Here is a 24,294-nt window from a genome sequence, read left to right as displayed (position 1 = left end):
CCGTCACATGTTTCACTCCAGAAACATCCTCAACAGCGTCGGACTCAGCCGGCCATGCCCGCCAGACGCGCCCGCTCCACCACCTCCGCGATGACGCCCAACACCGCCTCAACGTCGCCCACGGTGGTGGTGCGTCCCAGCGTGAAACGCACCGCCCCGCGGGTGTCATGCTCACTGACCCCCTGCGCCAGCAGCACATGGCTGGCGCGGTTGACCCCGCTGGCGCAGGCGGAACCGGTGGAGGCCTCGATGCCGGCGGCGTCGAGAAGCATGATCAGGCTGTCGCCCTCCGCGCCGGGGAAGGAGAGGTGCAGGTGCCCGGGCAGGGCGGGTTCGGTGGTGTGGACCAGGACGTCACCGACCCGGCCGAGGATGCCTTCGCGCAGCCGTTCACGCAGTGCGGCCAGCCGGACGGCCTCGGAAGGGATCTCGCCGACGGCCTCCTCGAGCGCCGCCGCCATGGCTGCGGCGGAGGCGACGTCGAGGGTGCCCGGCCGGATACCACGCTCCTGGCCTCCGCCGTGCAGGACCGGAAGCGGCGCCGGGGAACGCTTCGCCAGGAGCAGCCCGGCGCTGCGGGGTCCGCCGAACTTGTGCGCGCTGGCGGCCAACGTCGTGGCGCCGAGCGCGTGGAAGTCCACCGGCAGGTGGCCGACGACCTGGACGGCGTCGACATGCACGGGGGTGCCCGCGCCGGAAGCCCGCTCGATGACCCGATCGATGGGCTGGAGCGCGCCGGTCTCGTTGTTGGCCCACATGCAGCAGGCCACGGCCGCCGGGATGTCCAGTGCGCCGAGGTCCGCGACCCGGCCGTCGGAACCGACGGGCAGGAGCTCCACTTCCGCCCCGGACAAGCCCAGAGCCTTGACAGGCCCCAGCACTGCGGGGTGTTCGATCGGCGTGGACACCACCCGGGCACGATCGGAGGCGCGGTAGAGTCCCGTCACCGCCAGGTTGTCGGCCTCGGTGCCGGAGGCCGTGAAGATGACCTCCGCGGGATCGGCGCCGAGGAGCCCGGCGATGAGATCGCGGGCGTCATCGAGCACGCGGCGGGCGGCACGGCCGGAGGTGTACTGCCCGCCCGGGTTCATCGCGCCGGCGTGCTCGACCCACGCGTCGACGGCGCTCTGCCGCATGGGCGTGGTCGCGGCGTGGTCGAGGTAGTGGCGCGGGGTCGGCATTACCTGCGCTGGTCGATCTCGTTGATCAGCGCAGGGACCACCTCGAAGAGGTCCCCGACGACACCGAGGTCGGCGATCTGGAAGATCGGCGCGTCCTCGTCGTTGTTGACCACGATGATCTTCTTCGCGGTCTGCATGCCGGAGGTGTGCTGGATGGCACCCGAGACGCCCAGACCGATGTAGAGATCCGGGGACACGGTCACACCGGTCTGGCCGATCTGGTACGTGCCGTCGTAGTACTCGAGGTCCACCGCGTCACGCGTGACGCCGACGGCGCCGCCGAGGGAGTCGGCGAGCTGCTCCACCAGCTCCATCCCCTCCCTGGAACCCACGCCGCGGCCGGCGGCGATGACCACCTTCGCCTGGGTGAGGTCGGGCCGGGAACCGCGCTCGGCCGGGGTGAAACCGGTGACGGTGACGTCTTTGGCGGTGGCGGCGGGCAGAGCCAGGGTGGCGACGGCCCCGGCGGCGGCGACCGGGGCGGCCTCGACGGCGCCGGCGCGCAGGGTGAAGATCGGGTTGGCTCCGCCGACGGCCGCGGAGACCTGCACCTGGTCACCGAAGATGGACTGGGCGGCGGTGCGGTCGGCGTTGATGCCCACGACGTCGCACAGGACACCCGAGGCCAGACGGGCGGCCAGGCGGCCGGCGATCTCGTTGCCGGGCACACCGGCGGAGATGACGATCGGGCCGGGGTTGGTGGCGGCGAGGGTGGCCAGGGCGTCGACCTGCGGCAGGATGAGGCGCTCGGGGACGTCGGCGGACTCGGCGGCGATCACCGTGGCGGCGCCGGCCTCGGCCAGGGCCGGAGCGAGGGCCTGCGTGACTCCGGGGGCGCCGACGACGACGGCGGCGACCTCACCCAGCGGGCGGGCGGCGGTGATCAGTTCTGCGGTGGTGGCGGCGAGCCCGGAACCGGTGTGCTCGACCAGGACATAGACAGTGGACATGGATGTACTCCCTAGAGATGGGTCGAGGTGGATCAGAGGAACTTCTCGGCGGCGAGGAACTCGGCGATGCGGCCGGCGGCGGCATCCCCGTCGGCGCCGCTGATGACGTCGCCGGATTCCCGCACCGGGCGGGTGGCGGCTGCCGTGACTGCGGTGGCGGCGTGCGCCAGGCCGACCTGCCCGGCGGCGACGCCGATGGCGGCGATGTCGAGGACGGTGACGTCGTGCTTCTTCGCGGCCATGAGGCCCTTGAAGTTGGGGAAGCGCGGCTTCGGTGCCTTGTCGGTGACGGACACGATCGCCGGCAGCTGGGCGGAGAGTTCGAAACGTCCCTCGGCGGTTTCCCGCACACCGGTGATGGTCTGGCCGTCCACCGCCACGGAACGGACGTTGGTCAGCGCCGGGACCTGCCGGTACTCGGCGAGGATGCCCGGCAGTGCGCCCATGGCGCCGTCGGAGGAGGCGTTGCCGGCGACGATGAGCGCGACGTCTCCGACGGTGTTGATCGCGTTGGTGAGCACCCAGGCGGTGCCCAGCAGGTCGGAGCCGGCGATGGCCTCGTCGAGGACATGGAGCGCATCGTCGGCGCCCATGGCCAGGGCCTTGCGCAGGGTTTCATCGGCACCCGCCGGCCCCGTCGTCAGGGCGATGACGCGGTAAGCGGCGTCGGGGTTGTCGTCACGCAGTTGCAGTGCCTGCTCCATGGCGAACTCGTTGATCTCGTCGATGACTGAGTCGACGTTGACGCGGTCCAGGGTGTTGTCTGCCTCGAGGGCCTTCTGGGACCAGGTGTCCGGAACATGCTTGACGAGTACCACGATGGCGGGCATCGGCATTCACCTTTCGACGGGGAGTGAGATGGTCCTTTGGTTGGACCTGAAGTTCATCAGCGAAAAGTCTACTCTAGGACCGGGACAGCCAGGTCAGGCAACCCTTAGTTTCCTGACTGCCGCGGGCCGCAGACCAGTGCCACACCCTGCGTGCCGATCCGGGTGCAGACCACCGACATCGGCGCCTTCCCCTTCAGCTTCAGCTTCTTGCGCAGGACGTCCGGGTCGACGTCCACTCCCCGCACGAGGATCTCCAGGCTGCCCGCATCATGGCTGTTCAGGGCGGCCTTGAGCTTCTTCAGCGGGACGATCTCGAGGATCTCGAAACCGCTGCGACCGGCCGGGATCTCATCGCCGGTGAGGTACGCGATGCGCTCGTCGAGCATCCACAGCCCCTCCCGGAAGGCGTAGTGCCGCACCAGCCCGGCGCGCACGATCGCCCCGTCCGGGTCAATGAGGAAACGCCCCGGCGCACCCGCCCCGATACCGTCCGGTTCAGAATCGGTGATCCGATCGGTCTCCCCGCGGGTGATCACCACGGCCTCACGCCGCAGTCCCTCCGAGAGCCCCGGTGTGTACAGGCAGGCCTCCTTGACGCCGCCGTCCACGCTGACCAGGCTCACCAGCCCATCCCAGTCGGAGAAGTCCAGACCCGGCGCGCACTTCACCGCCAGTTCCTGCCCGGGCCAGGCGTCCAGCAGGTCCGGCAGCGGCGGAAGCAGCTGATCCGGGTGGGTGATGCGTCGACCACCCGCCCGGCGCGCGGGATCGGCCACGATGACGTCCGCTCCCCTGCTCACCGGCACGAGGGCGTCAGCGCGGACCAGCCACGCGCCGTCGCCGAGGTTGTGCCGTGCCATCCGCAGGCGGGCCGCGTCAAGGTCGCTACCCAGGTAGCCCAGACCCTCCTCAGTTATGGACGCCCCCTCCGTCCCCACCGAGCAGGTCACGTCATGGATCAGGCCGTCGCCGCCGAGGACGCGGCGCAGGCGTCGGGCGCGTTCGGCGGCGACCACCTGCGGGGTGGCCTGCTGGGCGGCGTCGAGGTCCGTGAGCCAGTGGGCGGGAAACTTGCCGTTGGTGGTGGCCGAGCGGCGGGCCTGTGTCAGCTCCGTCACGGCGCGGCCGCGCTCGCCGAAGCGTTGGCGCAGCGACGCGGCATCGGAGAGCATGCTGCTGCGGGTCAGCGCCAGGCCGTCGGTGGCCTCGCGGATGTCGTCTGTGTGGGTCGCCAGGAAGGCGATCTCCTCGAGCGTGAAGGCCATCAGTACGTCGGCCGGATCCGGTCCACCCAGGAGGTGGTGAAGTACTCGGCGTAGCGCGGATCATCGACGGGATCCCCGACGACCGGGCTCAGGTCCGCGGCGTCGGCGGCGCTGAGCGCCTCGGTGCTCGTGGGGAACCCGGCCAGAAACGAGAGCTGGGCCCACGTGGGGATGGCCAGGCGGACGAGGCCGTGACGCCAGCCGTCGAGAAGCAGCTGCGGCGAGAACCAGCCGGCGTCGTCGGCCTCGGAGGTCTCGCCGTCCGGCGACTGTCCTTCCGGTGCCACGGCGACGAAGGAGATGGTGTCGAACCAGTGCAGGTTCTTCCACCCCCCGACCCAGCGGGCCCACGGGCGCAGGCCGTCGGTGCAGACCCGGAGGTCATGCTCCGTGAGCATGTCCGTCAGCGAGATGCGGTGGGAGATGAGGTCCACCCGGTCCTGGTGGTACGGGGTGACGTCGGCGATGGCGCTGCCGTCCTCGTGGACGGCGAGCAGCGTGCCGGTCTCCTCGAAGAGTTCCCGCACCGCGGCGAAGACGACCGCGTGGGTCTGATCGGGTGTCAGCCCCAGGCGCACGGCGAATTCCTCGACGGGCTGCCCCGTCCACATCGCGGAGGCGTCCCCCGGACCGGACGGCAGGTCCCGGCGGTCCACCCCCCCGCCGGGGAAGACGGTCATGCCCGGGTAGTTGCGCATCGTGGAGACGCGTTCCTGGGCCCACACCTGCAGCCCCTGATCGGAATCCCGCACCAGGATGACCGTGGTGGACAGGCGTGCCTGGTCGTACCCGGTGGGAGCCTGACGATGGGGCATGGCTGATTCACCTCCGCAGATCATGGTGGACGGACTTCTTCTACCGTCAGTCTAGGCAAGGTCAGCGGCGATGGGTGCCCGGGCGCCTGGTGCGGCGGGCGAAGTAGCGCTCACCGATCCGGGAAACGTCGATCGGCTGGTGGAAGGTCTTCGACAGATTCTCGCTCGTGAGCACGCTGTCGATGAGCCCCTGGGCGACCACCTCGCCGTCGTCGAGAAGCATCGCATGGGTGAATCCGAAGGGGATCTCCTCGACGTGGTGGGTGATCATCACGATGGCGGGGGCATCCGGATCCAGCGCCAGGTCACCCAGGTAACCGACGAGGTCCTCACGGCCACCGAGGTCCATGCCCGCGCCCGGCTCATCCAGGATGAGCAGCTCCGGGTTGGTCATCAGGGCGCGGGCGACGAGGACGCGCTTGCGCTCTCCCTCGGAGAGCGTCCCCCAGGTGCGGTCGATGAGGTGGTACGCGCCGACCAGGTCGAGGATCTCGTGCGCCTGCTCGAAATCGATCTCCTCGTACTCCTCCCGCCAGCGGCCGAGCACGGCGTAGCCGGCCGAGACGACGAGGTCGCCGACGGTTTCGTCGGGCGGGATGCGGTTACCCAGGGACGCGGAGGAGACGCCGATCATGGATCGCAGATCACGCATGTCGGTGCGCCCCAGCTGCTCCCCCATGACGAAGGCCCGGCCGGAGGTGGGAAACTCCTCGGCGGCCGCCATCCGGATGAGGGTGGTCTTGCCGGCGCCGTTGGGCCCGATGATCACCCACCTCTCATCGAGCTCTACCTGCCAGGTCACGGGGCCAACGAGGTTTCGCCCCCCACGCTTGAAGGTCACGTCGCGGAAATCGACCAGAAGGTCCCCGCTGGTCTCGTCATTGAAATCAGTCACATCCCCCATTGTGGCTGATTTCCCGCGTCCCCTGTGGAACTGACACAGCTGCACTAGGCTCGTTGGGGTAATTCCAACCCCTCTATGTGGAAGGTCGAATACATGACAGGTCGACTCGGTATCGATGACGTCCGCCCCCAGATCTCCGGGCGACTGTTCCCTGCTAAGGCAGTGGTGGGCGAGGTTGTCCCGATCACCGCGCTGGCCTGGCGCGAGGGCCATGACGCCATTGCCGCGACCCTGAATGTCACCCCACCTGCGGGTGAGACCGTCGCCATCCACATGACGACCGACCCCGACAACCAGGACCGCGTCCACGGAGTATTCGTCCCCGACGCCCCGGGCACCTGGACCTTCCGCGTCGACGCCTGGTCGGATCCCTTCTCCACCTGGCGCAACGCCGTGACCAAGAAGATGGCCGTCGGCCAGTCGGCCGAGGAGCTGGCCAACGACCTCGCCCACGGTGCGGAGCTGTTCGACCGCGCCGCAGCCGCAGCCCCGGCGTCGGTGTCCGGTGTGCTTGTCGACGCCGCCACTGCCCTGCGCCGCACCGACGGCGACGTCACCGGGCGCGTCCGCATCGCCATGTCCGACGTCGTCACCGCCGTCCTGTACGACCACCCGCTGCGCGAACTGCTCACCCACGGCCCGATCTGCGAGGTCAAGGTCGAGCGCCGCGGCGCCCTGTTCAACTCCTGGTACGAGCTCTTCCCCCGCTCCACCGGCGGCCGGGACGAGGCGGGCAACCCGGTGCACGGCACGTTCGCCACCACTGCGGTGGCCCTCGAGCGGGTCGCCGCCATGGGCTTCGACACCGTCTACTTCCCCCCGATCCACCCCATCGGTGAGATCAACCGCAAGGGCCGCAACAACACCCTCGTGCCTGAGCCGCATGACGTGGGATCCCCGTGGGCGATCGGCTCGAAGGACGGTGGCCACGACGCCATACATCCGGAGCTGGGCACCGTCGAGGATTTCGTGGCGCTGCTCGAACGGGCCGGAGAACTGGGGCTGGAGATCGCCCTCGACCTCGCCCTCCAGGCCGCCCCGGATCACCCCTGGGCCACCGAGCACCGGGACTTCTTCACCGAACTCGCCGACGGCACCATCGCCTACGCCGAGAACCCCCCCAAGAAGTACCAGGACATCTACCCCCTGAACTTCGACAACAACCCGCCGGCCATCTATGACGAGGTCTACCGCGTGGTCAAGTACTGGGCCGACCTGGGCGTGCGCACCTTCCGCGTGGACAACCCGCACACCAAGCCGGCGAACTTCTGGCAGTGGCTGATCACCCGGATCCACGAGACCGACCCGGACGTCATCTTCCTGGCCGAGGCCTTCACCCGCGCACCGCGCCTCTACGGTCTGGCCAAGCTCGGTTTCACGCAGTCGTACACCTACTTCACCTGGAAGACCACCAAGGAGGAGCTGACCGAATTCGCGACCCAGATCCGCGACGCCGCGGACTACTCGCGCCCGAACCTCTTCGTCAACACCCCCGACATCCTCCACGAGTCGCTGCAGATCGGTGGCCGCGCGATGTTCGCCATCCGCGCCACACTCGCCGCCACCATGTCCCCGCTGTGGGGCGTCTACTCCGGTTACGAGCTCTTCGAGCACGAAGCAGTCGCCGAGGGCTCCGAGGAGTACCTCGACTCCGAGAAGTACGAACTGCGCCCCCGCGACTTCGAGGCGGCGGTGGCCTCGGGCGATTCCCTCGAGCCGTACCTCGCGCTGCTCAACCATGTCCGCCGCGAGAACCCGGCGCTGCAGCAGCTGCGCAACCTGCACTTCCACGACACGGACAACGACCAGATCCTCGCCTACTCCAAGGTGGACCCGGTCACCGGCAACACCATGCTGATGGTGGTCAACCTTGATTCCCACCACACCCAGTCCGCGACCGTGACCCTCGACCTCGAGGCCATCGGCCAGCACCCGGGCGCCAGCTTCCCCGTCCATGACGCCATCACGGGCGCCACCTGGACCTGGGGCAAGCACAACTTCGTGCGCCTGGTGCCCGAGGTTGACGTGGCCCACGTGCTCGTCCTGCCGAACGCTCCGGCCGATCGGCGTGAGCCGATCGCGTGGCGCAAGGTCACCGACTACCGGGCTTAACCAGCAACTTCCGCCCGACCCGTTCCTGTAGCGTCAGGAACATGACCCGGCGGAACAATTCCCCGCCAATAAAAGCATTCACCTTCCACCTGTGAGGTCCCCCCATGCAAGACGCCTTCGGCATCGACCAGAACCTGCTCATCCCTGCCCCCGACATGGAGCGACTGCATCGCTGCAGCCACCATTCGCCCCATGACTTCTACGGCTGGCACGCCGTGGCCGGCGGTTCCGTCATCCGCACCCGCCAGCCGGGTGCCGAGACTGTGGAGATCCTCATCCACAACGAGTCGCGCGAAGCCACCCCCATCGGCGACGACGTCTGGGTGCTGGGACTGCCGGACATCTACACCCCGGATTACCGCCTGCAGATCACCTGGCCGGAGGCAGGCACGATCGTCTCCGCTGATCCGTACGCTTTCCTCCCCACCCTGGGAAACCTGGACATCCACCTCATCTCCGAGGGTCGCCATGAGCGCCTCTGGGATGTCCTGGGCGCCAACGTCCGCTCCTACGAAACCGCCCTGGGCACCGTCACCGGCACCTCCTTCGCCGTGTGGGCACCCAACGCCATCGGGGTGTCGGTCGTCGGCGACTTCTGCGGTTGGAATGCCGCCCACTACCCGATGCGTTCGCTGGGTTCCAGCGGCGTGTGGGAGCTGTTCATCCCGGACGTCGGCGCGGGCGAGGCCTATAAATTCGCCATCCAGACCAAAGAGGGCCACCGCCGCGACAAGGCCGACCCGATGGCCAAGGCCGCCCAGTGCCCGCCGGCCACCGCCTCCATCGTGGTGGACTCCCGTTACGAGTGGAACGACGGTGAGTGGCTGCGCAACCGCGCCTCCGCCGACCTGCTCAACGAGCCGATGTCCATCTATGAGGTCCACCTCGGTTCCTGGAAAATCGGCAAGGGCTACAAGGATCTGACCACCGAGCTGGTCGACTACGTCGCGGAGCAGGGCTTCACCCACGTGGAGCTCATGCCCGTCTCCGAGCACCCCTTCGGCGGCTCCTGGGGCTACCAGGTGTCCGGTTACTACGCCCCCACCGCGCGGTGGGGCTCCCCCGACGAGCTGCGCGCTCTGATCGAGGCCTTCCACGACCGCGGCATCGGCGTCCTCGTCGACTGGGTCCCGGCACACTTCCCCAAGGACGACTGGGCGCTCGCCCGTTTCGACGGCCCCGCCCTCTACGAGCACGCCGACTGGCGTCGCGGGGAGCAGAAGGAATGGGGAACCTACGTCTTCGACTTCGGACGTAACGAGGTCCGCAACTTCCTCGTCGCCAACGCCCTGTACTGGATCGAGGAGTTCCACGTCGACGGTCTGCGTGTCGACGCCGTCGCCTCCATGCTCTACCTCGACTACTCCCGCGAAGAGGGCGAATGGGCGCCCAACCAGTACGGCGGCCGCGAGAACCTCGATGCCGTGCAGTTCCTCCAGGAGTTGAACGCCACCGTCCACCGCACCCACCCGGGTGTGCTGACCATCGCCGAGGAGTCCACCTCCTGGCAGGGCGTCACCGCCCCCACCGAGCAGGGCGGCCTGGGCTTCTCGCTCAAGTGGAACATGGGCTGGATGAACGACACTCTCGAGTACTTCAAGCTCGACCCGATCCACCGCGAGTACCACCACAACGAGATCACCTTCTCCATGATCTACGCCTACTCCGAGAAGTACGTCCTGCCCTTCTCGCATGATGAGGTCGTCCACGGCAAGGGCTCCCTGTGGGGCCGCATGCCGGGCGACGACTGGAACAAGGCCGCCGGCCTGCGTGCCCTCTACGGCTACATGTTCTCCCACCCGGGCAAGAACCTGCTGTTCATGGGCCAGGAGTTCGGCCAGACCGGCGAGTGGGACGAGGCGCACTCGGTCGACTGGTCCAACCTCGAAGGCTGGGGCCAGGAGTACCACCAGGGCATCCAGAAGCTGGTCCAGGACATCAACGAGGTGTACCGCTCCTCCCCCGCCCTCTACTCCCAGGACCACACATACGAGGGCTTCCAGTGGATCAAGGGCGACGACGCCGCCCGCAACATCCTCGCCTACATGCGCTGGGGTGCCGACGGCTCCGCCCTCCTCTCAGTGGTCAACCTGTCGGGCACCTCGCAGGAGGCCTATAACCTGGGCACCCCGAGAGACGGTGACTGGGAGCTGGTGCTCAACACCGACGACGCCAGGTACGAGGGTGCCGGCAACGAGCTGCCCCGGGTCGTCAGCACCACCGACAGCGGATGGGACGGCTTCGAGCACGCTCTGACGCTGCACGTCCCCGCCAACTCCGTCCAGTGGTACCGCCACCGCGGCAACCAGTAGCAGCTGAACGTCAACGGCGCCCGTCCCCTCCTTTATGAGGGGGCGGGCGCCGTGTCGTGCCGGGGCTAGAAGAGCGCGGAGGCCATCTTCGTGCCGGGGCTAGAAGAGCGCGGAGGCCATCTTCGTGCGGGCGGCGGTGACGCGGGGATCGGCGGCGTCGAAAAGCGAGAGGAGCTCGACGAGCCGGTCACGCACGCGTGTCTTCTCATCGCCTGCGAGCGTGGTCATCAGCGCGATGAGGCGATCAAAGGCCCGCTCGGGGGCGCCGGCGACGAACTCCGCGTCCGCTGCGGTGAACTGCTTGTCCACGTCATCGGGGGCGGCGTCGGCAGCCACGACCGGGTCCTCGGTGCGTCCGGCCGGATCGAGCCGCTTGAGCAGCCTGGCCGTGTCGCGGGCCTGGATCATGTCCCGGTCGCGGGGGGACTCCGCCAGGATCTCGTCGTAGACGGCGATGGCCGCGTCGAAGTCACCCGTGTTCAGCGCCGCGAGGGCCTGCTCGAGGCGCGGATCCTCCGGCGCCTCCTCCGCAGCGGCCTGCAGTCCCGACAGCTGCGGCCCGACCTGGGTGACCAGGGCGTCGATCCAGGTGCGCAGCGCATCGACGGGCTGGCCACCTTCGAACTGGGTGACCGGACGTCCGCCGCCGAGCGCGATGACGGTGGGCAGGGCCTGCACGCCGAAGGCCTGGGCGACCTCCGGAGTGGCGTCGGCGTCGACATAGCCGACGATGTAGCTCAGGCCGGCCGCCTCCACGAGCTGCTGAAGATCCGTCCGCAGCTGCTCGGACTCCGGACTGCGCGGGGTGCCCACGAGCACCACGACAGGCACCTCGAGCGAACGTCGGACGACGTCAGCCTCGAAGTTCTGCGGGGTGACGGTGATGTACGGTGCAGGTCCGACGCCGGTCGCGGCCTGCTGGGCGGCATTCTCGCGCGCCTCAACGCGTGCCTTCACCTCGCCGAGATCGAGAGCTCCGGAAACATAACGGTGGGGGGTGTTCACTGTGTGTCCTCTCCTTACTGCAGGTGCTTTTCGAGCGATTCAACCTTCTGGTGGAGCTGATCCTCATATCCGGGCCGGATGTCCGCCTTGAGCACCAGTGACACACGCGGCGAGACGGCACAGACGGCCGCGGTCGCGCGTTTGACCACGTCCATGACCTCGTCCCACTCTCCCTCAACGAGGGTGAACATGGCATTGGTCTCATTGGGCAGGCCGGATTCACGGACGATCCGCACTGCCTGTGCGACGGCGTCGGACATTTCTGCGTCAGGGGTGGTGGTGAGGGCAGGCGCCACCGAGAAGGCGATGATCATGCGGTCCAGGTTACCTGCGGTCCCAGCAGTGGCGGTGCCAGTGGCGTCGGTCGTCGGCGCCGCGACCGGTGTCGCGCGGCCAGGCGACGATATGCGCCACCCCCGGCGGGATGTTCTGGTTGCAGCCGGGGCAGACGTAGAATTTCGTCGACGCCGACGCTCCCATGTGCCGGAACAGAAACATCTCACCGTGCGTCCACGAGGGACCCTCGACGGCCTGGGTCCCGTAGAAGGCGGCACCGTCGCGGGGCAGCGCCCTCGGCGTCATCGCCTGCCGACGCCCACTGGTCCCCCGCTGCCGCGGCGTGTTTCGTCGTGGCACGGCTAGAACAGCCGAAGTTCGTCGGTCTCGATTCCACGCAGCTCCTGATAGTCCAGGGTCAGACAGCGGATTCCCCGGTCCTCCGCCAGGGTGCGGGCCTGCGGCTTGATCTCCTGGGCGGCGAAGACGCCCCGGACGGGCCGCAGGAGCTCGTCACGGTTGAGCAGCTCGAGGTAGCGGGTGAGCTGTTCGACCCCGTCGATGCCGCCGCGCCGCTTGACCTCCACGGCGACGGTCCCCCCGTCACTGTCACGGGCGAGCAGGTCCACGGGGCCGATGGCCGTGGGAAATTCGCGGCGCACCAGGCTGTAGCCCGCGCCGAGGGTATCGATGTGCTCCGCCAGCAGCTCCTGGAGGTGAGCCTCAACGCCGTCCTTGACCAGACCGGGATCCTGCCCCAGTTCATGGCTGGTCTCGTGGTGGACGTTCTCGATGGTGATCCGCAGCTGCTCCCCCTTCGAATTCTCGACGATCCACAACTGCTCGCCGGTATCCTCACCGTCGATGTCGCTGATGGTCGTCTCGATGAGTGAGCACGGCGGTGTCATCCAGTTGAGGGGCTTGTACGCCCGGTCGTCGGCGTGCACCGACACCGAGCCGTCGGCTTTGATCATGAGGAGACGGTCGGCCATGGGCAGATGGGCCTCCAGGCGGCCGACATAGTCGACGGAGCAACGGGCGATGACTAAACGCATGCGTTCCAGACTAGCCCGCCGTCACTTGTCGTTCTGACCCCGGGTGATCCTGCTGCGAATACGGTGGTGATCGAAGCGCTCCTGCCGCTCATGTGGGGCAGATTCGATCCAGGCGGTCAGCGCCATGAGAGTGTGCTGGTCAAGGGCGATTTCATAGTGGGTGCCCGCGTCACACAGAGTGGCGATCGACAGTCCCTCAGCCATGAACCCCGACTCAGCCGGGCTCACCTGCCGGGGCGCATGGAGGTCCAGTCGCTGCCGGGTGAACACCTGGTCCGCCATGGGAGACAGGGAACGCAGCTTGAAGTACTCCAGGTCATCGCCGTTGTAGCGGATCGTTCCGTGGCGCCAACCGTGGAGGCCGGAGGCGGGTAGGCGGCGCAGGAGTATCGCCGTACCCCGCGATCGCAACGTGAGGAACCGCCAGATGGCGAGCAACACCGCCAGCACGGCAAACACAATCAGTACCCAGGTCACGATCTCCACTGAGATGCCCCTTTCCGGACGCTTGTCGGGTAATTCTAGTCTTCGGGCAGACGATTACCCAACGCGGTGGTTCCGGTGCGGACAGCGATACGTGCCCCACGTCCGGTGGCAGGGCTTTTCATGCCGAAGTGATCTGGACAGCGCCGGCCGCTGGGCGGGGGAAAACACCGACACCCGCCGCCCTTGCGGGTGGCGGGTGTCGGTGTGAGAGAGGAAGAGGCGGTGCCCCGGGGACCTCAGGAGGTTCCCGGTTTAAGCCTCGGCCTTACGGCGCACGGCGCTCAGTTCTGCCTCCGCGCGGGTGCGGGTGAACTCGTCCGCGTCCTGCAGCAGAGACTCGGCCAGTGCGGTGTCGACCTCATCAGCCCAGATCGCGTAATCCGCAAGGATGGTGACCTTCTCCGGCGAAATGGAGAGGAAGCCACCATGAACGGCGGCGACGAGCTTGTCGCCGTCAACCGGACGGATGGTCACGACGCCGTTCTCGCGCAACTGCCCGAGCATCGGCTCGTGACCGGACAGCACGCCGATCTCACCCTCAGTGGTCTGCGCGGTGACTATGCTGGCCGAACCCGACCAGAGCATGCGCTCCACGGAGACCAGTTCAACGGTGATGTCAGCCATGTGCGTCTCCTCTTACTTGCCGGTGAGCTTCTTGTAGGCGGCCTCGACATCGTCCAGGCCACCGAGGCCGTTGAAGGCCTGCTCCGGGTAGTGATCAAACTCGCCGTCGCAGATGCGCTCGAATGCCTCGATGGTGTGCTCCATCGGGACGTAGGAGCCCGGCAGGCCGGTGAACTTCTCCGCAACGAAGAAGTTCTGGCCCAGGAAGCGCTCGAGACGACGTGCACGCTGAACGGTGATCTTGTCCTCTTCACCGAGCTCGTCCATGCCGAGGATCGCGATGATGTCCTGCAGTTCCTTGTTCTTCTGCAGGATACCGATCACGCGCTGCGCGACGTTGTAGTGACGCTCGCCGACGATCGACGGCTCGAGGATACGAGAAGTCGAGGTCAGCGGGTTCACGGCCGGGTAGATGCCCTTGGAGGCGATCGAGCGGTCAAGCTCGGTGGTCGCATCCAGGTGGGCGAAGACCGCAGCCGGGGCGGGGTCGGTGTAGTCGTCGGCAGGGACGTAAACGGCCTGCAGAGACGTGATCGACTTGCCCTTGGTGGAGGTGATCCGCTCCTGGAGCACACCCATCTCGTCAGCCAGGGTCGGCTGGTAACCCACGGCGGAAGGCATACGACCCAGCAGGGTCGAGACCTCGGAACCGGCCTGGGTGAAGCGGAAGATGTTGTCGATGAACAGCAGAACGTCCTGGTTCTGCACGTCGCGGAAGTACTCGGCCATGGTCAGGCCGGACAGTGCGACACGCATACGGACTCCCGGCGGCTCATCCATCTGGCCGAACACGAGTGCGGTGTCAGGAAGAACACCCATCTCAGCCATCTCGAGGAAGAGGTCGGTGCCCTCACGGGTGCGCTCGCCGACGCCGGCGAACACGGAGGTACCGGAGAACTCACGCGCGATACGGGTGATCATCTCCTGGATGAGAACGGTCTTGCCGACACCGGCACCACCGAACAGGCCGATCTTGCCGCCCTTGACGTACGGGGTCAGCAGGTCGATGACCTTGATGCCGGTTTCCAGGATCTCGGTCTTGCCTTCGAGCTGGTCGAAGGACGGCGGATCGCGGTGGATGCCCCACTGCTCTCCGTCGCGGCCGAGGCCCGGCTCGTCGAGGCAGTCACCGAGGGCGTTGAAGACGTGGCCCTTGACGACGTCGCCGACCGGAACGGTGATCGGCTTGCCGCTGTCCACAACCTGGGCGCCGCGGACGAGGCCGTCGGTCGGAGCCATGGAAACGGTACGGACGAGGTTGTCACCGAGGTGCTGGGCAACCTCGAGTGTGATGGTCTTGGCGACTGCTTCGAGGGCGACCTCGACAGTCAGTGCGTTGTACAGGGCCGGCAGTGTGCCGCGCGGAAACTCCACGTCGACAACCGGACCAATGACACGCACGACACGGCCGGCGCTGGACGCCTGCTGTGCGTTCTGCTCTGTAAGAGCTGTAGTCATTTTCTAGTCACTTTCTCCGCTTTCGGCGAGCGCGCCAGCGCCACCGACGATCTCTGTGATTTCCTGGGTGATCTGTGCCTGACGTGCCTGGTTGGCCACGCGGGAGAGGTCCTTGACCAGCTCGGTCGCGTTGTCAGTCGCAGACTTCATCGCGTTACGGCGCGATGCCGACTCGGCTGCTGATGCCTCGAGGAACATCGCGTACAGACGACGCGACACGTACTTCGGAAGCAACGCATCCATCAGCGCATCCGCGTCCGGCTCGAACTCGACGTCCGGGGTGATCTCGCCGCCGGAGTCCAGAATGGACTCACCGGTGCCGAGCTCATCCTCACGGATGACAGGCTCGATCGGCAGCAGCTGATGTGCCACCGGAACCTGGGACAGCATCGAGATGAACTCGGTGTAAACGACGTGCACCTGGTCGAAGCCACGGATGGCGGCGCCATCGGTGTTGAGGCCCTCGCGGTACTTGGCCTCACCTTCGGAGCTCGCGTTGAAGCCATCGATGAGGTGGTGACGGACGTGGTGGGTCGCCTCCCAGGTCGGAGCCTGTGAGAAACCGGTCCACTGGCCCGCAATCTCCTCGCCACGGAACTTGTAGAAGCCTACGGCCTTACCGCCCGTGACGTAATAGACGACCTCGTAGCCGGCTTCCTCAAGCATCTTCACCAGCTCTGCAGCCTTCTTGAAGACGTTGTGGTTGTAACCACCAGCCATACCACGGTCAGAAGTGACCACGAGAACGGCGGCAACCTTACCGCCCTCACGCTCATGCAGCATCGGGTGGTCGAGAGAACTCGCCGACGCCAGTCGCTCCATCACGTTGGACAGTTCCTGGGCGTACGGCAGGGAAGCCTCGACCTTGGCCTGAGCCTTGGTGATACGCGAGGTTGCGATCAGCTCCTGAGCCTTGGTGATCTTCTTGGTCGAGTTGACGGACCGGATACGGTCACGCAATTCGCGAAGATTAGCCATGGTTCACTCTCCTCCCTTCGTTGTTGTTGACGGATTCAAAGTTGGGCATGGAGGCCCTTACTTCTTGGCCGTCTTGCGCGGGACGGTGAGCTGGGTCTTCTTGTGCTGATCGCTGGACAGCGCGTCAACCTCGGGCTCGTTGATGACCGGATGACCGTCAGTGGTCTGGAAGGTCTTGGCGAACTCGTTGTTGGCGGCGTGCAGTGCTGCCTGGGACTCGTCGGACAGGGCCTTGCCGCCGGCGATCTGCTCGTAGACGTCCGCGTTGTTGGCGCGGAGGTACTCGTGCAGCTCGGTCTCGTAGCGTCGGACGTCAGCGACGGGAACGACGTCGAAGCCGCCCTCACCTGCGAGCCAGATCGAGATGATCTGGTATTCGACGGCCTGCGGGGAGTTCTCGGCCTGCTTGAGCAGCTCGACGAGACGCTGTCCACGCTCCAGCTGAGCCTTGGATGCGGCATCCAGGTCAGAGGCGAAGGTGGCGAAGGCCTCGAGATCACGGTAGGCGGCGAGGTCCAGACGCAGGGAACCTGCGACCTTCTTCATGCCCTTGGTCTGCGCTGCGCCACCGACACGGGAGACGGAGACGCCGACGTTGATCGCCGGGCGGACACCCTGGTTGAACAGGTCAGACTCAAGGAAGACCTGGCCGTCGGTGATGGAGATGACGTTGGTCGGGATGAAGGCCGACACGTCGTTCGCCTTGGTCTCGATGATCGGCAGGGCCGTGATGGAACCGGCACCCAACTCATCAGACAGCTTGGCGGCGCGCTCCAGAAGACGGGAGTGCAGGTAGAACACGTCACCCGGGTATGCCTCGCGGCCCGGCGGGCGGCGCAGCAGCAGGGAGATCGCGCGGTAGGCCTCAGCCTGCTTGGTCAGATCATCGTAGATGACCAGGACGTGGTTGCCCTGGTGCATCCAGTGCTGAGCCAGGGCTGCACCGGTGAACGGGGCGAGCCACTTGAAGCCGGCGGAGTCGGATGCCGGAGCAGCCACGATGGTGGTGTACTCCAGGGCGCCCTGCTCCTCGAGGGTCTTTCGGACCGCCGCGATGGTGGAGCCCTTCTGACCGATGGCGACGTAGATGCAGCGAACCTGCTTGGTCTTGTCGCCGGACTCCCAGTTCGCCTTCTGGTTGAGGATGGTGTCGATGCAGACCGCGGTCTTACCGGTCTTACGGTCGCCGATGATCAGCTGTCGCTGACCACGGCCGATCGGGGTCATCGCGTCGATGGCCTTGATACCGGTGGCCAGGGGCTCCTCGACGGGCTGACGGTCCAGCACGCCCGGGGCCTGCAGCTCGAGGACACGCGTTTCTTCGTCCTCGATGGCGCCAAGGCCGTCGATCGGCAGTGCCAGGGGGTTGATTACTCGGCCCAGGAACTTCTCGCCGACCGGGATCGAGAGGACCTCACCGGTCCGCTTGACCTCGGCGCCCTCCTTCAGGGTCTCGAAGTTACCAAGCACGACGACACCCACGGTGTCGGTGTCAAGGTTCTGTGCGACGCCGATGACGCCGCCGGGGAACTCAAGCAGCTCATTCGCCATAACCGACGGGAGGCCCGAAACCTGGGCAATTCCGTCAGCTGCCGAAATGACCACGCCGACCTCCTCACGGGAGGCCTCCGCGGAGTAGCTCGAGGTGTAGTTCGCTATCGCGCTACGGATCTCATCGGAGGAGATCGTCAGCTCCGCCATGTTCTTCCTGCTCTCGGTTGTATCTTCCAGCATATTGGTTTTTAGTCTGTAGTCGTGTCTCAGACGAGACTCGCGCGGAGCTTGGCGATCTTGCCTGCCATGCTGCCGTCGATGATCTCGTCGTCGACGCGGATGGTCATGCCACCGAGGAGGCTGGGGTCAACCTCAGAGTGGATGGACATCGCACGACCGTAAATTCGTCCCAGCTTCTCGGCGAGCGCCGCCTGCTGGCCCACGTTCAGCTCTTGAGCCGAAACGACATGCGCCACGGAACGGCCCTGCAGTTGTGCAACTGCTTCGACCAGGTTCGTGATGTCGTCGATGGGGTTCTTCTCCGGGCGGCCGATCACATGAAGCGCAAGCGCCTCAGTGAACATGTTGACCTTCCCGTAGAGAACGTCCGCCAGCAGGCCACGCTTGCGCGCAGGGTCCGCCGCCTTGTCGGAGAGGAGCTGGGTCAGCTCGCCCTCACGGTCCAGAACGCGGGAGAGTCGGAACAGTTCGTCCTCGACCTGTCCGAGCTGTCCCTGCTTCTCTGCGCCGCGCAGGAACGCGCGACGACCGAGGGTGACAAGGCCAGCGCGGAACTCACGCGGGGTGGACCAGGTGCGGGCGGCAGCCTCGTCAAGCACCGAAAGGGTGCTGTCAGAAACCTTGCCGCCGAACACTGCCCGGATCAGGCCCGTGCGCTGTGCCGGCGAAGATGAGGCATCGGCGACGGCGACACGCAGGGCGCGGTCACCGTCGAGAACCTCGACGACGTCGAACAGCTCGGTGCCCGTCTGGGCGGCGACGGCGACGGCATTGCCCGAACCATGGACGAGACCGTCCAGGTGGGACTCAACCGTTGCTAGTGCTTCGCGGCTCGCTGCGTGCATTGCGCTCACTTTCCTGCCGGTGCGACGGTGTCGAGTTCGGACAGGAACGAGTCAATCGTGCCGGCACGCTTGGTGGAGTCAGAAAGCTCGCCACCCAGCAGTCGCTCGGCCAGGTTGATCGAGGTCTGTCCCATCTCCTGTCGAAGCTCTACGACGACCTGCTCACGCTGGGCCAGCAGTTGCTTCTCACCGGACGCGACGATGCGGTTGCTCTCCTCGGTGGCCTGGGCCTTCATCTCAGCCTCGATCAGCTTGCCCTTTTCGCGGGCCTGCTCTCGGATCTCGGCTGCTTCGGCACGGGCCTCGGCGAGCTGCGCGTTGTACTTCTCAAGAGCAGCCTTTGCCTCGGCCTGTGCGGCCTCGGCACGCTGAATGCCACCCTTGATCCGGTCCTCACGCTCAGTCAGGACCTCCTGGAACTTCGGAAGAACGAACTTCCAGAAGATCAGCAGAATAACGATGAGCGGAATGATGGACCAGACGATGTCGTATGCCTTGGGCAGAAGGATTGAGTTCCCACCCTCGAGGGGAAGGGTCTCAGCCTCCTGTGCAAGGTAGTAAATGACGTTCGTCATGAGTCTCCAGTCTTAAAGGGGTATGTTTCCGCTCAGAAATTAGAACAGGAAGCCGGCGACCAGGCCGATGAGGGCGAGGGCCTCAACGAAGGCGATACCCAGGAACATGGTGGTACGCAGCTGGCCGGCCATCTCGGGCTGGCGTGCCATGCCCTCAAGTGCCTTGCCGACGAGGATGCCGATGCCCAGGCCCGGGCCGATGGTGGCGATGCCGTAGCCGATGGTGCCGAGGCCGGTGACGGTGGTCTCGGTTGCCTGAGCCAGGATGATCTCGTTCATGAAAGTCGTTCCCTTTCTTGGTGCCCGGTCTAAGGTTCGACCGGGACTTCAGATGGTGATTGAAGTGGGGTTATTCAGTTGGCCGCGTGGTTCGCGACTTGTCAGTGAGAGTCCGCGTGCAACGAGAGTTCGATGTACACCGCAACCAGCAGAGCGAAGATGTACGCCTGCAGGAAGATGATGATGATCTCGTAGAGCGTGAACGCGATAGCGGCAACGATGGTCACACCAGACAGTGCAGTCCAACCGTTCATCTGCCAGAAGAAGAAGTTCGTGGCGGAGTAGAGGAGGACCAGAATGAGGTGTCCCGCAAGGAAGTTCGCCATAAGACGAAGTGCGAGAGTGACCGGCCGCATGATGAACGTCGAGAAGAACTCAATCGGCACGACAAGGATGTGCAGTGCCGGCGGAAGATTCGGGATAACCACCGAGGACTTGACGAACTTACCGAAGCCGTAACGCTTGGCACCGGCGTAGATCATGGTGATGTAACCCAGGATCGCCAACGCAATCGGCATGCCGATACGTGCGTTGGGCGAAATGTTCAGACCCGGAATGATCGTCGGGATGTTGAACGCCAGGACGGCGAAGAAGATGGTGGCGATGACCGGAAGGAACCGGCGCCCCTCCTTCTTGCCCAGAATGTCCTCGGCGATGTGTACCCGGACGAAATCCAGTGCGAGTTCTGCGAAGTTCTGCAGACCTGACGGAACCAGCTTCGGGCTCCGGAAGGCGACAAGGAAAAGGACCGCCAGAATGATCGTCATCAGAATGCGGACGAGCATCAGTCGGTCCAGTGCGAACCATCCGTTTGCGAAATCCTCAAACAGGATGTGGCCGTAGTATTGCCCCGGGAAAAATTCAGGATCCAGTTCGGGTGCGTGAAACTCGCCCCTCATGGCCAGTGTTGTAACGCTCAGCGTTCTCTCCCGTGTTCGGGCCGCATGTGGAGTGTCACTTCACATACGGTGCGATGGACGTCTTACAAACTTTTTGCCGCCACCACCTCGGACTCCGTCGCACATCAGCGAAGGCGGTGACAGGGGATGAACCGCAGGCCTGTTCGGCGCCATTGTGTGTTTCCACTTGTGGCGCTTTCGACTTGCCGGGGCAACCCGCAGGGAAGCTTATCAGGATGGTCCTGAATTCTCCCACGGCGTACCGATACGTTTCCTGACGTGGCGCGATACACCTCGTACGATCACCCAAAAAGGGCCTGTATCGGCAGTTTTGGACATGGTTGTAAGCTCGGTCACAAGTTCCGGGGCCGGCTCCCCCGTCGGGGGTGACTACCCCCGTGTCCCCTTCCCCCGGAATGACCAGTGCATACCCCTGCCCACCCCCCGTGAGACAAGGTTGCGCCCCTGCTTTCCCTGCATCGCAGCAGGTGCGCGGCTAGTTCACGTAGGTGACCCGCGCGGTGATCACGCCCCACACTTCGGTGGCCAGCACCACGATGAGCGCCAGCACGGTGGTCACCGCCAGCGCGGTGCGGTCATAGAAGGTCAGGTCACGGATGATCACCAGAACGATGATCAGGACCACGATCTTGAGCAGCCAGCTGCCCAGGACCACGGCCCCGGTGGTGGCCGGGTTCGTTGAAGACGTGAACAGGACGCTCGCGGCGGTGAGGAGAACAAATCCACCACCTATGGCGGCGCCGAGGAGGACACCCCAGATACCGGGTAGATCGCGCATGCCGCCCCAGATGGCGAGCGAGACGATCGTGATGATGACGAGCGCGATGGTGCCGAAGCGGACCGCCCGAAGGAGCGGGCGGCGGGGATCGTCGAATTCAGAGCGCGGGGCGCTGTCCGGTGCATTGTCAGGAGTACTCACGCCACCGGATCCTACCCGGCACCCCTGTGACTCAGCCCGTGGGATCGGCCTGGGCCACCACGTGGGTGGGCGGCGTCTGCCGCCCCAGCTTTCCGGCGCGGAGCGGGATCAGAGTGACCAGAAAGGCGATGACCAGGGCAACCAGGGACAGCGCCAGGGCCACCCGGGCCGGCACGACGGAGAAACTGACCGCCCCGAATGCGACCACACTGACCCACAGGTAGAGCACGAGCACGGTACGCCGGTGGGTGTGGCCCAACGAGAGCAGCCGGTGATGGAGGTGTAGTTTGTCCGCCGCGAAGGGCGAGGTCCCCCTGGAGAGGCGTCGGACGACCGCCAGGACAAGGTCCAGGACCGGAATAAAGACCGCCGCTGCCACCACGATGACGGGGCTCATCAGCGCGACCATGTCGGCGGTGCCGTAGAGGGACATGTTGATCTTGCCTGACGCGGATGTCGACGCCGCAGCCAGGAGAAGGCCGATGAGCATTGAGCCGGAGTCCCCCATGAAGATGCGGGAGGGCTCGAAGTTGTGGGGCAGGAAGCCCAGACAGATGCCCACCAGCCCCGCGGCGATGATGGCCGGCGGATAGGCCGACACCGCCCCGCCCTGATCGTGGAGGACGGTCAGGGAAAACACCAGGATCGCCGCGCCGGCGATCATGCCCAGCCCCGCGGCCAGCCCGTCCAGGCCGTCGACGAAGTTGATGGCGTTGATCAGCGCCACAGTGAAGATAGAGGTGAGGATCGTCGCCTGGAGCTGGTCCAGCACCACCGTCGTACCGTCCCCGAAAGGCAGGTAGAGCAGCGTCCAGGACAGGCCGAGGACGCTGAGGATGACCGCGGTGAGAACCTGTCCGATGAGTTTTGTGATGGCGTCCAACTCGTAGAGATCATCGAGTATTCCGACCAGCACGATGGCGAAGGCCGCGAACACCACGGCATTCATCTCCGGGGTGATCGGCATGAATCCCCGGGTCAACGCCGGTAGCTGGTTGGCCAGGAAGACGGCGGCCAGGAAGCCGGAGAACATTGCCACGCCACCCAGACGCGGGGTGGGCTGAGTGTGCACGTCACGTTGGCGGATCTCCGCGATCTTGCCCGCGCGCACCATCATGGAGCGGATGATTCCCGTGGCCAGGTAGGTGACCGTCGCCGCGACGAGGATCACCAGGCCGAGTTCGCGCAGCGGGACGCCGGCACCCATTGTGGCCCTCTCCGCTTCTAGGTCCGGCTCCGCAGCAGTTCCGGATCCACACCGATGACCTCGCCGATGGCCTCCGCGGAGATCGCACCCTCCCGGAGGATGCGCGGGGCCGGTCCCGAGAGGTCGATGATGGTGGAGGGTCTGCCCACCGGGGTTTCGCCGCCGTCGAGATAGACGGCGACGGCGCTGCCCAGCTGCTGCTTGGCGGCGATGGCCGTGGTGGGCGGCTCGTGGCCGGAGATGTTCGCGCTGGACACCGCCATGGGGCCGACCTCGCGCAACAGCTCGATCGCCACCGGGTGCAGCGGCATGCGGAGCATGACGGTGCCGCGGGTGTCGCCGAGGTTCCACGGCAGAGACGGGGCCTGGGGGACGACGAGCGAGAGACCACCCGGCCAGAACGCCTCCACCAGGGCCTCCGCCTGCGGGGTGAACTCGCGGACCAGGCCGCGGATCGTGTCCCAGGAGCCGACGAGAACCGGCACCGGCATGTCGGGGCCGCGGCGCTTCGTGGCCAGCAGGGTGGCCACCGCCTGGTTGTCGAAGGCGTCGCAACCCAGTCCGTAGAGCGTGTCGGTGGGCATGACGACCAGGCGGCCCCCACGGGCAGCGTCGACGGCGGCGCGGATGCCTTCGGCGCGTTCAGCGTCGTCGGCACAGGAGTAGATGCGGCTCATGGGGCCTTCCTGGTTGATGGGTCTGTGACGGTCAGTCTGACAGCTTACTCGCCGTGACGAAGCGCGCCCGACCGGTCAGGTCCCGGAGAACCTCGATCCCGCCGAAACCGCCGTGCGCCGCCAGGACGTCCCGCACGGCCTGCGAGGTGGTGTCGTCGTGCTCGATACCCACCAGCCCACCCCTCTTGAGCAGGGCGAACACGGTCGGTAGCATCTCTTCGATGACGTCCATGCCGCTCTCGCCGGCGAACACCGCCTGAGGTGGATCGGCGTAGACCTCGGTGTCCAGGTCCGGGGTGTACGGCACGTACGGCGGGTTCGTCAGGACGAGATCGACCGTGCCGTGCCACTCAGCGAGCAGCCCCGGAGCAGTGACGTCGCCCGACACCATCCTCACCGTTGTGCCTTCGGCGTTGCGGCGGGCGTACGCCAGCGCCTCATCGTGCTTCTCGACGCCGATCACCTCCGCGTCAGCGCCGAACACCTCAGCGACGTAGAGGGCCAATGCCCCGGAACCGGTGCACAGGTCGACGACGCGGGCAGGGCGGGCGTGGGAAAGCTTGAGCTGACGGACTCCCCAGTCGGCGAGGACCTCGGTCTCCGGGCGCGGGATGAACACGCCGGGGCCGACCGCCAGGTCGAGCGGGCCGAAGGGGGCGACTCCCAGGATGTGCTGGAGCGGTTCGCGGCCTTCGCGACGCGCGACCATCTCATCGAAGCCGACCGGTACCTCCCCGCGGGAGCGCAGGGCGACCTCCATCGGGCCGACCTGCAGCAGGTGCGCGGCGATGAGCCGGGCGTCGACCTCGGGAGAGGGGACGCCAGCGGACGCGAAACGCTCCGCGGCGTCGACAAGCGCGTCGCGGAGCGTGCGGTGGGCGGTCACC

General features: G+C 66.3%; 25 protein-coding genes. 2 read left to right on the top strand and 23 right to left on the bottom strand.

Translation table 11 applies throughout. The features are described from left to right. Positions 1 to 44: 44 nt before the first annotated feature. The 6 genes from CETAM_RS05515 to CETAM_RS05490 all read right to left on the bottom strand — a co-directional run bounded on the left by CETAM_RS05515 (position 45) and on the right by CETAM_RS05490 (position 5,945). A complete protein-coding gene (locus tag CETAM_RS05515) occupies positions 45 to 1,181 on the bottom strand; it encodes a cysteine desulfurase family protein (protein ID WP_156227743.1) in 1,137 nt (378 codons plus the stop codon). Beyond that, positions 1,181 to 2,131, bottom strand: coding sequence for an electron transfer flavoprotein subunit alpha/FixB family protein (locus CETAM_RS05510; RefSeq protein WP_156227741.1), 951 nt, complete (start codon positions 2,129 to 2,131; stop codon positions 1,181 to 1,183). The genes CETAM_RS05515 and CETAM_RS05510 overlap by 1 nt, the downstream gene beginning before the upstream one ends. Before the next feature lie 32 nt (positions 2,132 to 2,163). Beyond that, positions 2,164 to 2,961: an electron transfer flavoprotein subunit beta/FixA family protein gene (locus CETAM_RS05505; RefSeq protein ID WP_156227739.1), complete on the bottom strand. Its 798-nt coding sequence runs from the start codon at positions 2,959 to 2,961 to the stop codon at positions 2,164 to 2,166. Between the two features lie 104 nt (positions 2,962 to 3,065). Next, positions 3,066 to 4,226, bottom strand: coding sequence for a THUMP-like domain-containing protein (locus tag CETAM_RS05500; RefSeq protein ID WP_156227737.1), 1,161 nt, complete (start codon positions 4,224 to 4,226; stop codon positions 3,066 to 3,068). Then, positions 4,226 to 5,041: an NUDIX hydrolase gene (locus tag CETAM_RS05495; protein WP_231587597.1), complete on the bottom strand. Its 816-nt coding sequence runs from the start codon at positions 5,039 to 5,041 to the stop codon at positions 4,226 to 4,228. Before CETAM_RS05495 ends, CETAM_RS05500 begins: the two co-directional genes overlap by 1 nt. 61 nt (positions 5,042 to 5,102) lie before the next feature. Continuing rightward, the gene (locus tag CETAM_RS05490; protein ID WP_156227733.1) at positions 5,103 to 5,945 is read right to left on the bottom strand and encodes an ABC transporter ATP-binding protein; all 843 of its coding nucleotides are present in this window, start codon (positions 5,943 to 5,945) and stop codon (positions 5,103 to 5,105) included. 93 nt (positions 5,946 to 6,038) lie between these two features. Between CETAM_RS05490 and CETAM_RS05485 the strand changes: the two genes are divergently transcribed. Next, a complete protein-coding gene (locus CETAM_RS05485; RefSeq protein ID WP_156227731.1) occupies positions 6,039 to 8,057 on the top strand; it encodes a maltotransferase domain-containing protein in 2,019 nt (672 codons plus the stop codon). Between the two features lie 104 nt (positions 8,058 to 8,161). After that, positions 8,162 to 10,369, top strand: a complete 2,208-nt coding sequence (gene glgB / locus CETAM_RS05480) for a 1,4-alpha-glucan branching protein GlgB (protein ID WP_156227729.1) — start codon at positions 8,162 to 8,164, stop codon at positions 10,367 to 10,369. Positions 10,370 to 10,468: 99 nt separating this feature from the next. Here the strand turns inward: glgB and CETAM_RS05475 are convergent, their stop codons facing one another. The 17 genes from CETAM_RS05475 to CETAM_RS05395 all read right to left on the bottom strand — a co-directional run bounded on the left by CETAM_RS05475 (position 10,469) and on the right by CETAM_RS05395 (position 24,293). Next, positions 10,469 to 11,374: a tetratricopeptide repeat protein gene (locus CETAM_RS05475; RefSeq protein WP_156227727.1), complete on the bottom strand. Its 906-nt coding sequence runs from the start codon at positions 11,372 to 11,374 to the stop codon at positions 10,469 to 10,471. A 14-nt stretch (positions 11,375 to 11,388) separates the two neighbouring features. Beyond that, on the bottom strand, positions 11,389 to 11,688 hold the full coding sequence (locus CETAM_RS05470) for a thiamine-binding protein (protein ID WP_156227725.1): 300 nt from the start codon (positions 11,686 to 11,688) through the stop codon (positions 11,389 to 11,391). Positions 11,689 to 11,698: 10 nt separating this feature from the next. Further along, the gene (locus CETAM_RS05465) at positions 11,699 to 11,956 is read right to left on the bottom strand and encodes a hypothetical protein (RefSeq protein ID WP_156229389.1); all 258 of its coding nucleotides are present in this window, start codon (positions 11,954 to 11,956) and stop codon (positions 11,699 to 11,701) included. Between the two features lie 56 nt (positions 11,957 to 12,012). After that, entirely contained in the window at positions 12,013 to 12,705 is a 693-nt protein-coding gene (gene nucS, locus CETAM_RS05460) for an endonuclease NucS (RefSeq protein WP_156227723.1), read from the bottom strand. A 21-nt stretch (positions 12,706 to 12,726) separates the two neighbouring features. Continuing rightward, positions 12,727 to 13,191: a DUF2550 domain-containing protein gene (locus CETAM_RS05455; protein ID WP_156227721.1), complete on the bottom strand. Its 465-nt coding sequence runs from the start codon at positions 13,189 to 13,191 to the stop codon at positions 12,727 to 12,729. A gap of 252 nt (positions 13,192 to 13,443) precedes the next feature. Further along, positions 13,444 to 13,815 (bottom strand): F0F1 ATP synthase subunit epsilon, encoded by a 372-nt coding sequence (locus CETAM_RS05450; protein ID WP_156227719.1) that lies wholly within the window; start codon positions 13,813 to 13,815, stop codon positions 13,444 to 13,446. Positions 13,816 to 13,827: 12 nt separating this feature from the next. Then, positions 13,828 to 15,273, bottom strand: coding sequence for a F0F1 ATP synthase subunit beta (gene atpD / locus CETAM_RS05445; RefSeq protein WP_156227717.1), 1,446 nt, complete (start codon positions 15,271 to 15,273; stop codon positions 13,828 to 13,830). Positions 15,274 to 15,276: 3 nt separating this feature from the next. Further along, a complete protein-coding gene (locus CETAM_RS05440) occupies positions 15,277 to 16,251 on the bottom strand; it encodes a F0F1 ATP synthase subunit gamma (protein ID WP_156227715.1) in 975 nt (324 codons plus the stop codon). Between the two features lie 57 nt (positions 16,252 to 16,308). Further along, complete coding sequence (gene atpA, locus CETAM_RS05435) at positions 16,309 to 17,952, bottom strand: F0F1 ATP synthase subunit alpha (protein WP_156229388.1); 1,644 nt, start codon at positions 17,950 to 17,952, stop codon at positions 16,309 to 16,311. Between the two features lie 59 nt (positions 17,953 to 18,011). Continuing rightward, entirely contained in the window at positions 18,012 to 18,830 is an 819-nt protein-coding gene (locus CETAM_RS05430; RefSeq protein ID WP_156227713.1) for a F0F1 ATP synthase subunit delta, read from the bottom strand. Positions 18,831 to 18,835: 5 nt separating this feature from the next. Continuing rightward, on the bottom strand, positions 18,836 to 19,405 hold the full coding sequence (locus tag CETAM_RS05425; RefSeq protein WP_156227711.1) for a F0F1 ATP synthase subunit B: 570 nt from the start codon (positions 19,403 to 19,405) through the stop codon (positions 18,836 to 18,838). 39 nt (positions 19,406 to 19,444) lie between these two features. Continuing rightward, positions 19,445 to 19,684, bottom strand: coding sequence for an ATP synthase F0 subunit C (locus CETAM_RS05420; RefSeq protein ID WP_042621232.1), 240 nt, complete (start codon positions 19,682 to 19,684; stop codon positions 19,445 to 19,447). Positions 19,685 to 19,785: 101 nt separating this feature from the next. Further along, entirely contained in the window at positions 19,786 to 20,583 is a 798-nt protein-coding gene (gene atpB / locus CETAM_RS05415; RefSeq protein ID WP_156227709.1) for a F0F1 ATP synthase subunit A, read from the bottom strand. A 496-nt stretch (positions 20,584 to 21,079) separates the two neighbouring features. Then, positions 21,080 to 21,523, bottom strand: a complete 444-nt coding sequence (locus tag CETAM_RS05410) for a hypothetical protein (RefSeq protein ID WP_156227707.1) — start codon at positions 21,521 to 21,523, stop codon at positions 21,080 to 21,082. 31 nt (positions 21,524 to 21,554) lie between these two features. After that, positions 21,555 to 22,730: an MraY family glycosyltransferase gene (locus CETAM_RS05405; RefSeq protein WP_156227705.1), complete on the bottom strand. Its 1,176-nt coding sequence runs from the start codon at positions 22,728 to 22,730 to the stop codon at positions 21,555 to 21,557. 17 nt (positions 22,731 to 22,747) lie between these two features. Then, entirely contained in the window at positions 22,748 to 23,407 is a 660-nt protein-coding gene (locus CETAM_RS05400) for an L-threonylcarbamoyladenylate synthase (RefSeq protein WP_156227703.1), read from the bottom strand. A gap of 31 nt (positions 23,408 to 23,438) precedes the next feature. Then, the gene (locus tag CETAM_RS05395) at positions 23,439 to 24,293 is read right to left on the bottom strand and encodes a N5-glutamine methyltransferase family protein (protein WP_156227701.1); all 855 of its coding nucleotides are present in this window, start codon (positions 24,291 to 24,293) and stop codon (positions 23,439 to 23,441) included. Position 24,294: the final 1 nt, after the last annotated feature.

Origin of the sequence: Corynebacterium comes, from assembly GCF_009734405.1 — a bacterium.
Lineage (GTDB): Bacteria > Actinomycetota > Actinomycetes > Mycobacteriales > Mycobacteriaceae > Corynebacterium > Corynebacterium comes.
The sequence above is the reverse complement of the archived record's forward strand: the minus strand, read 5'-3'. Positions and strand labels throughout refer to the sequence as shown.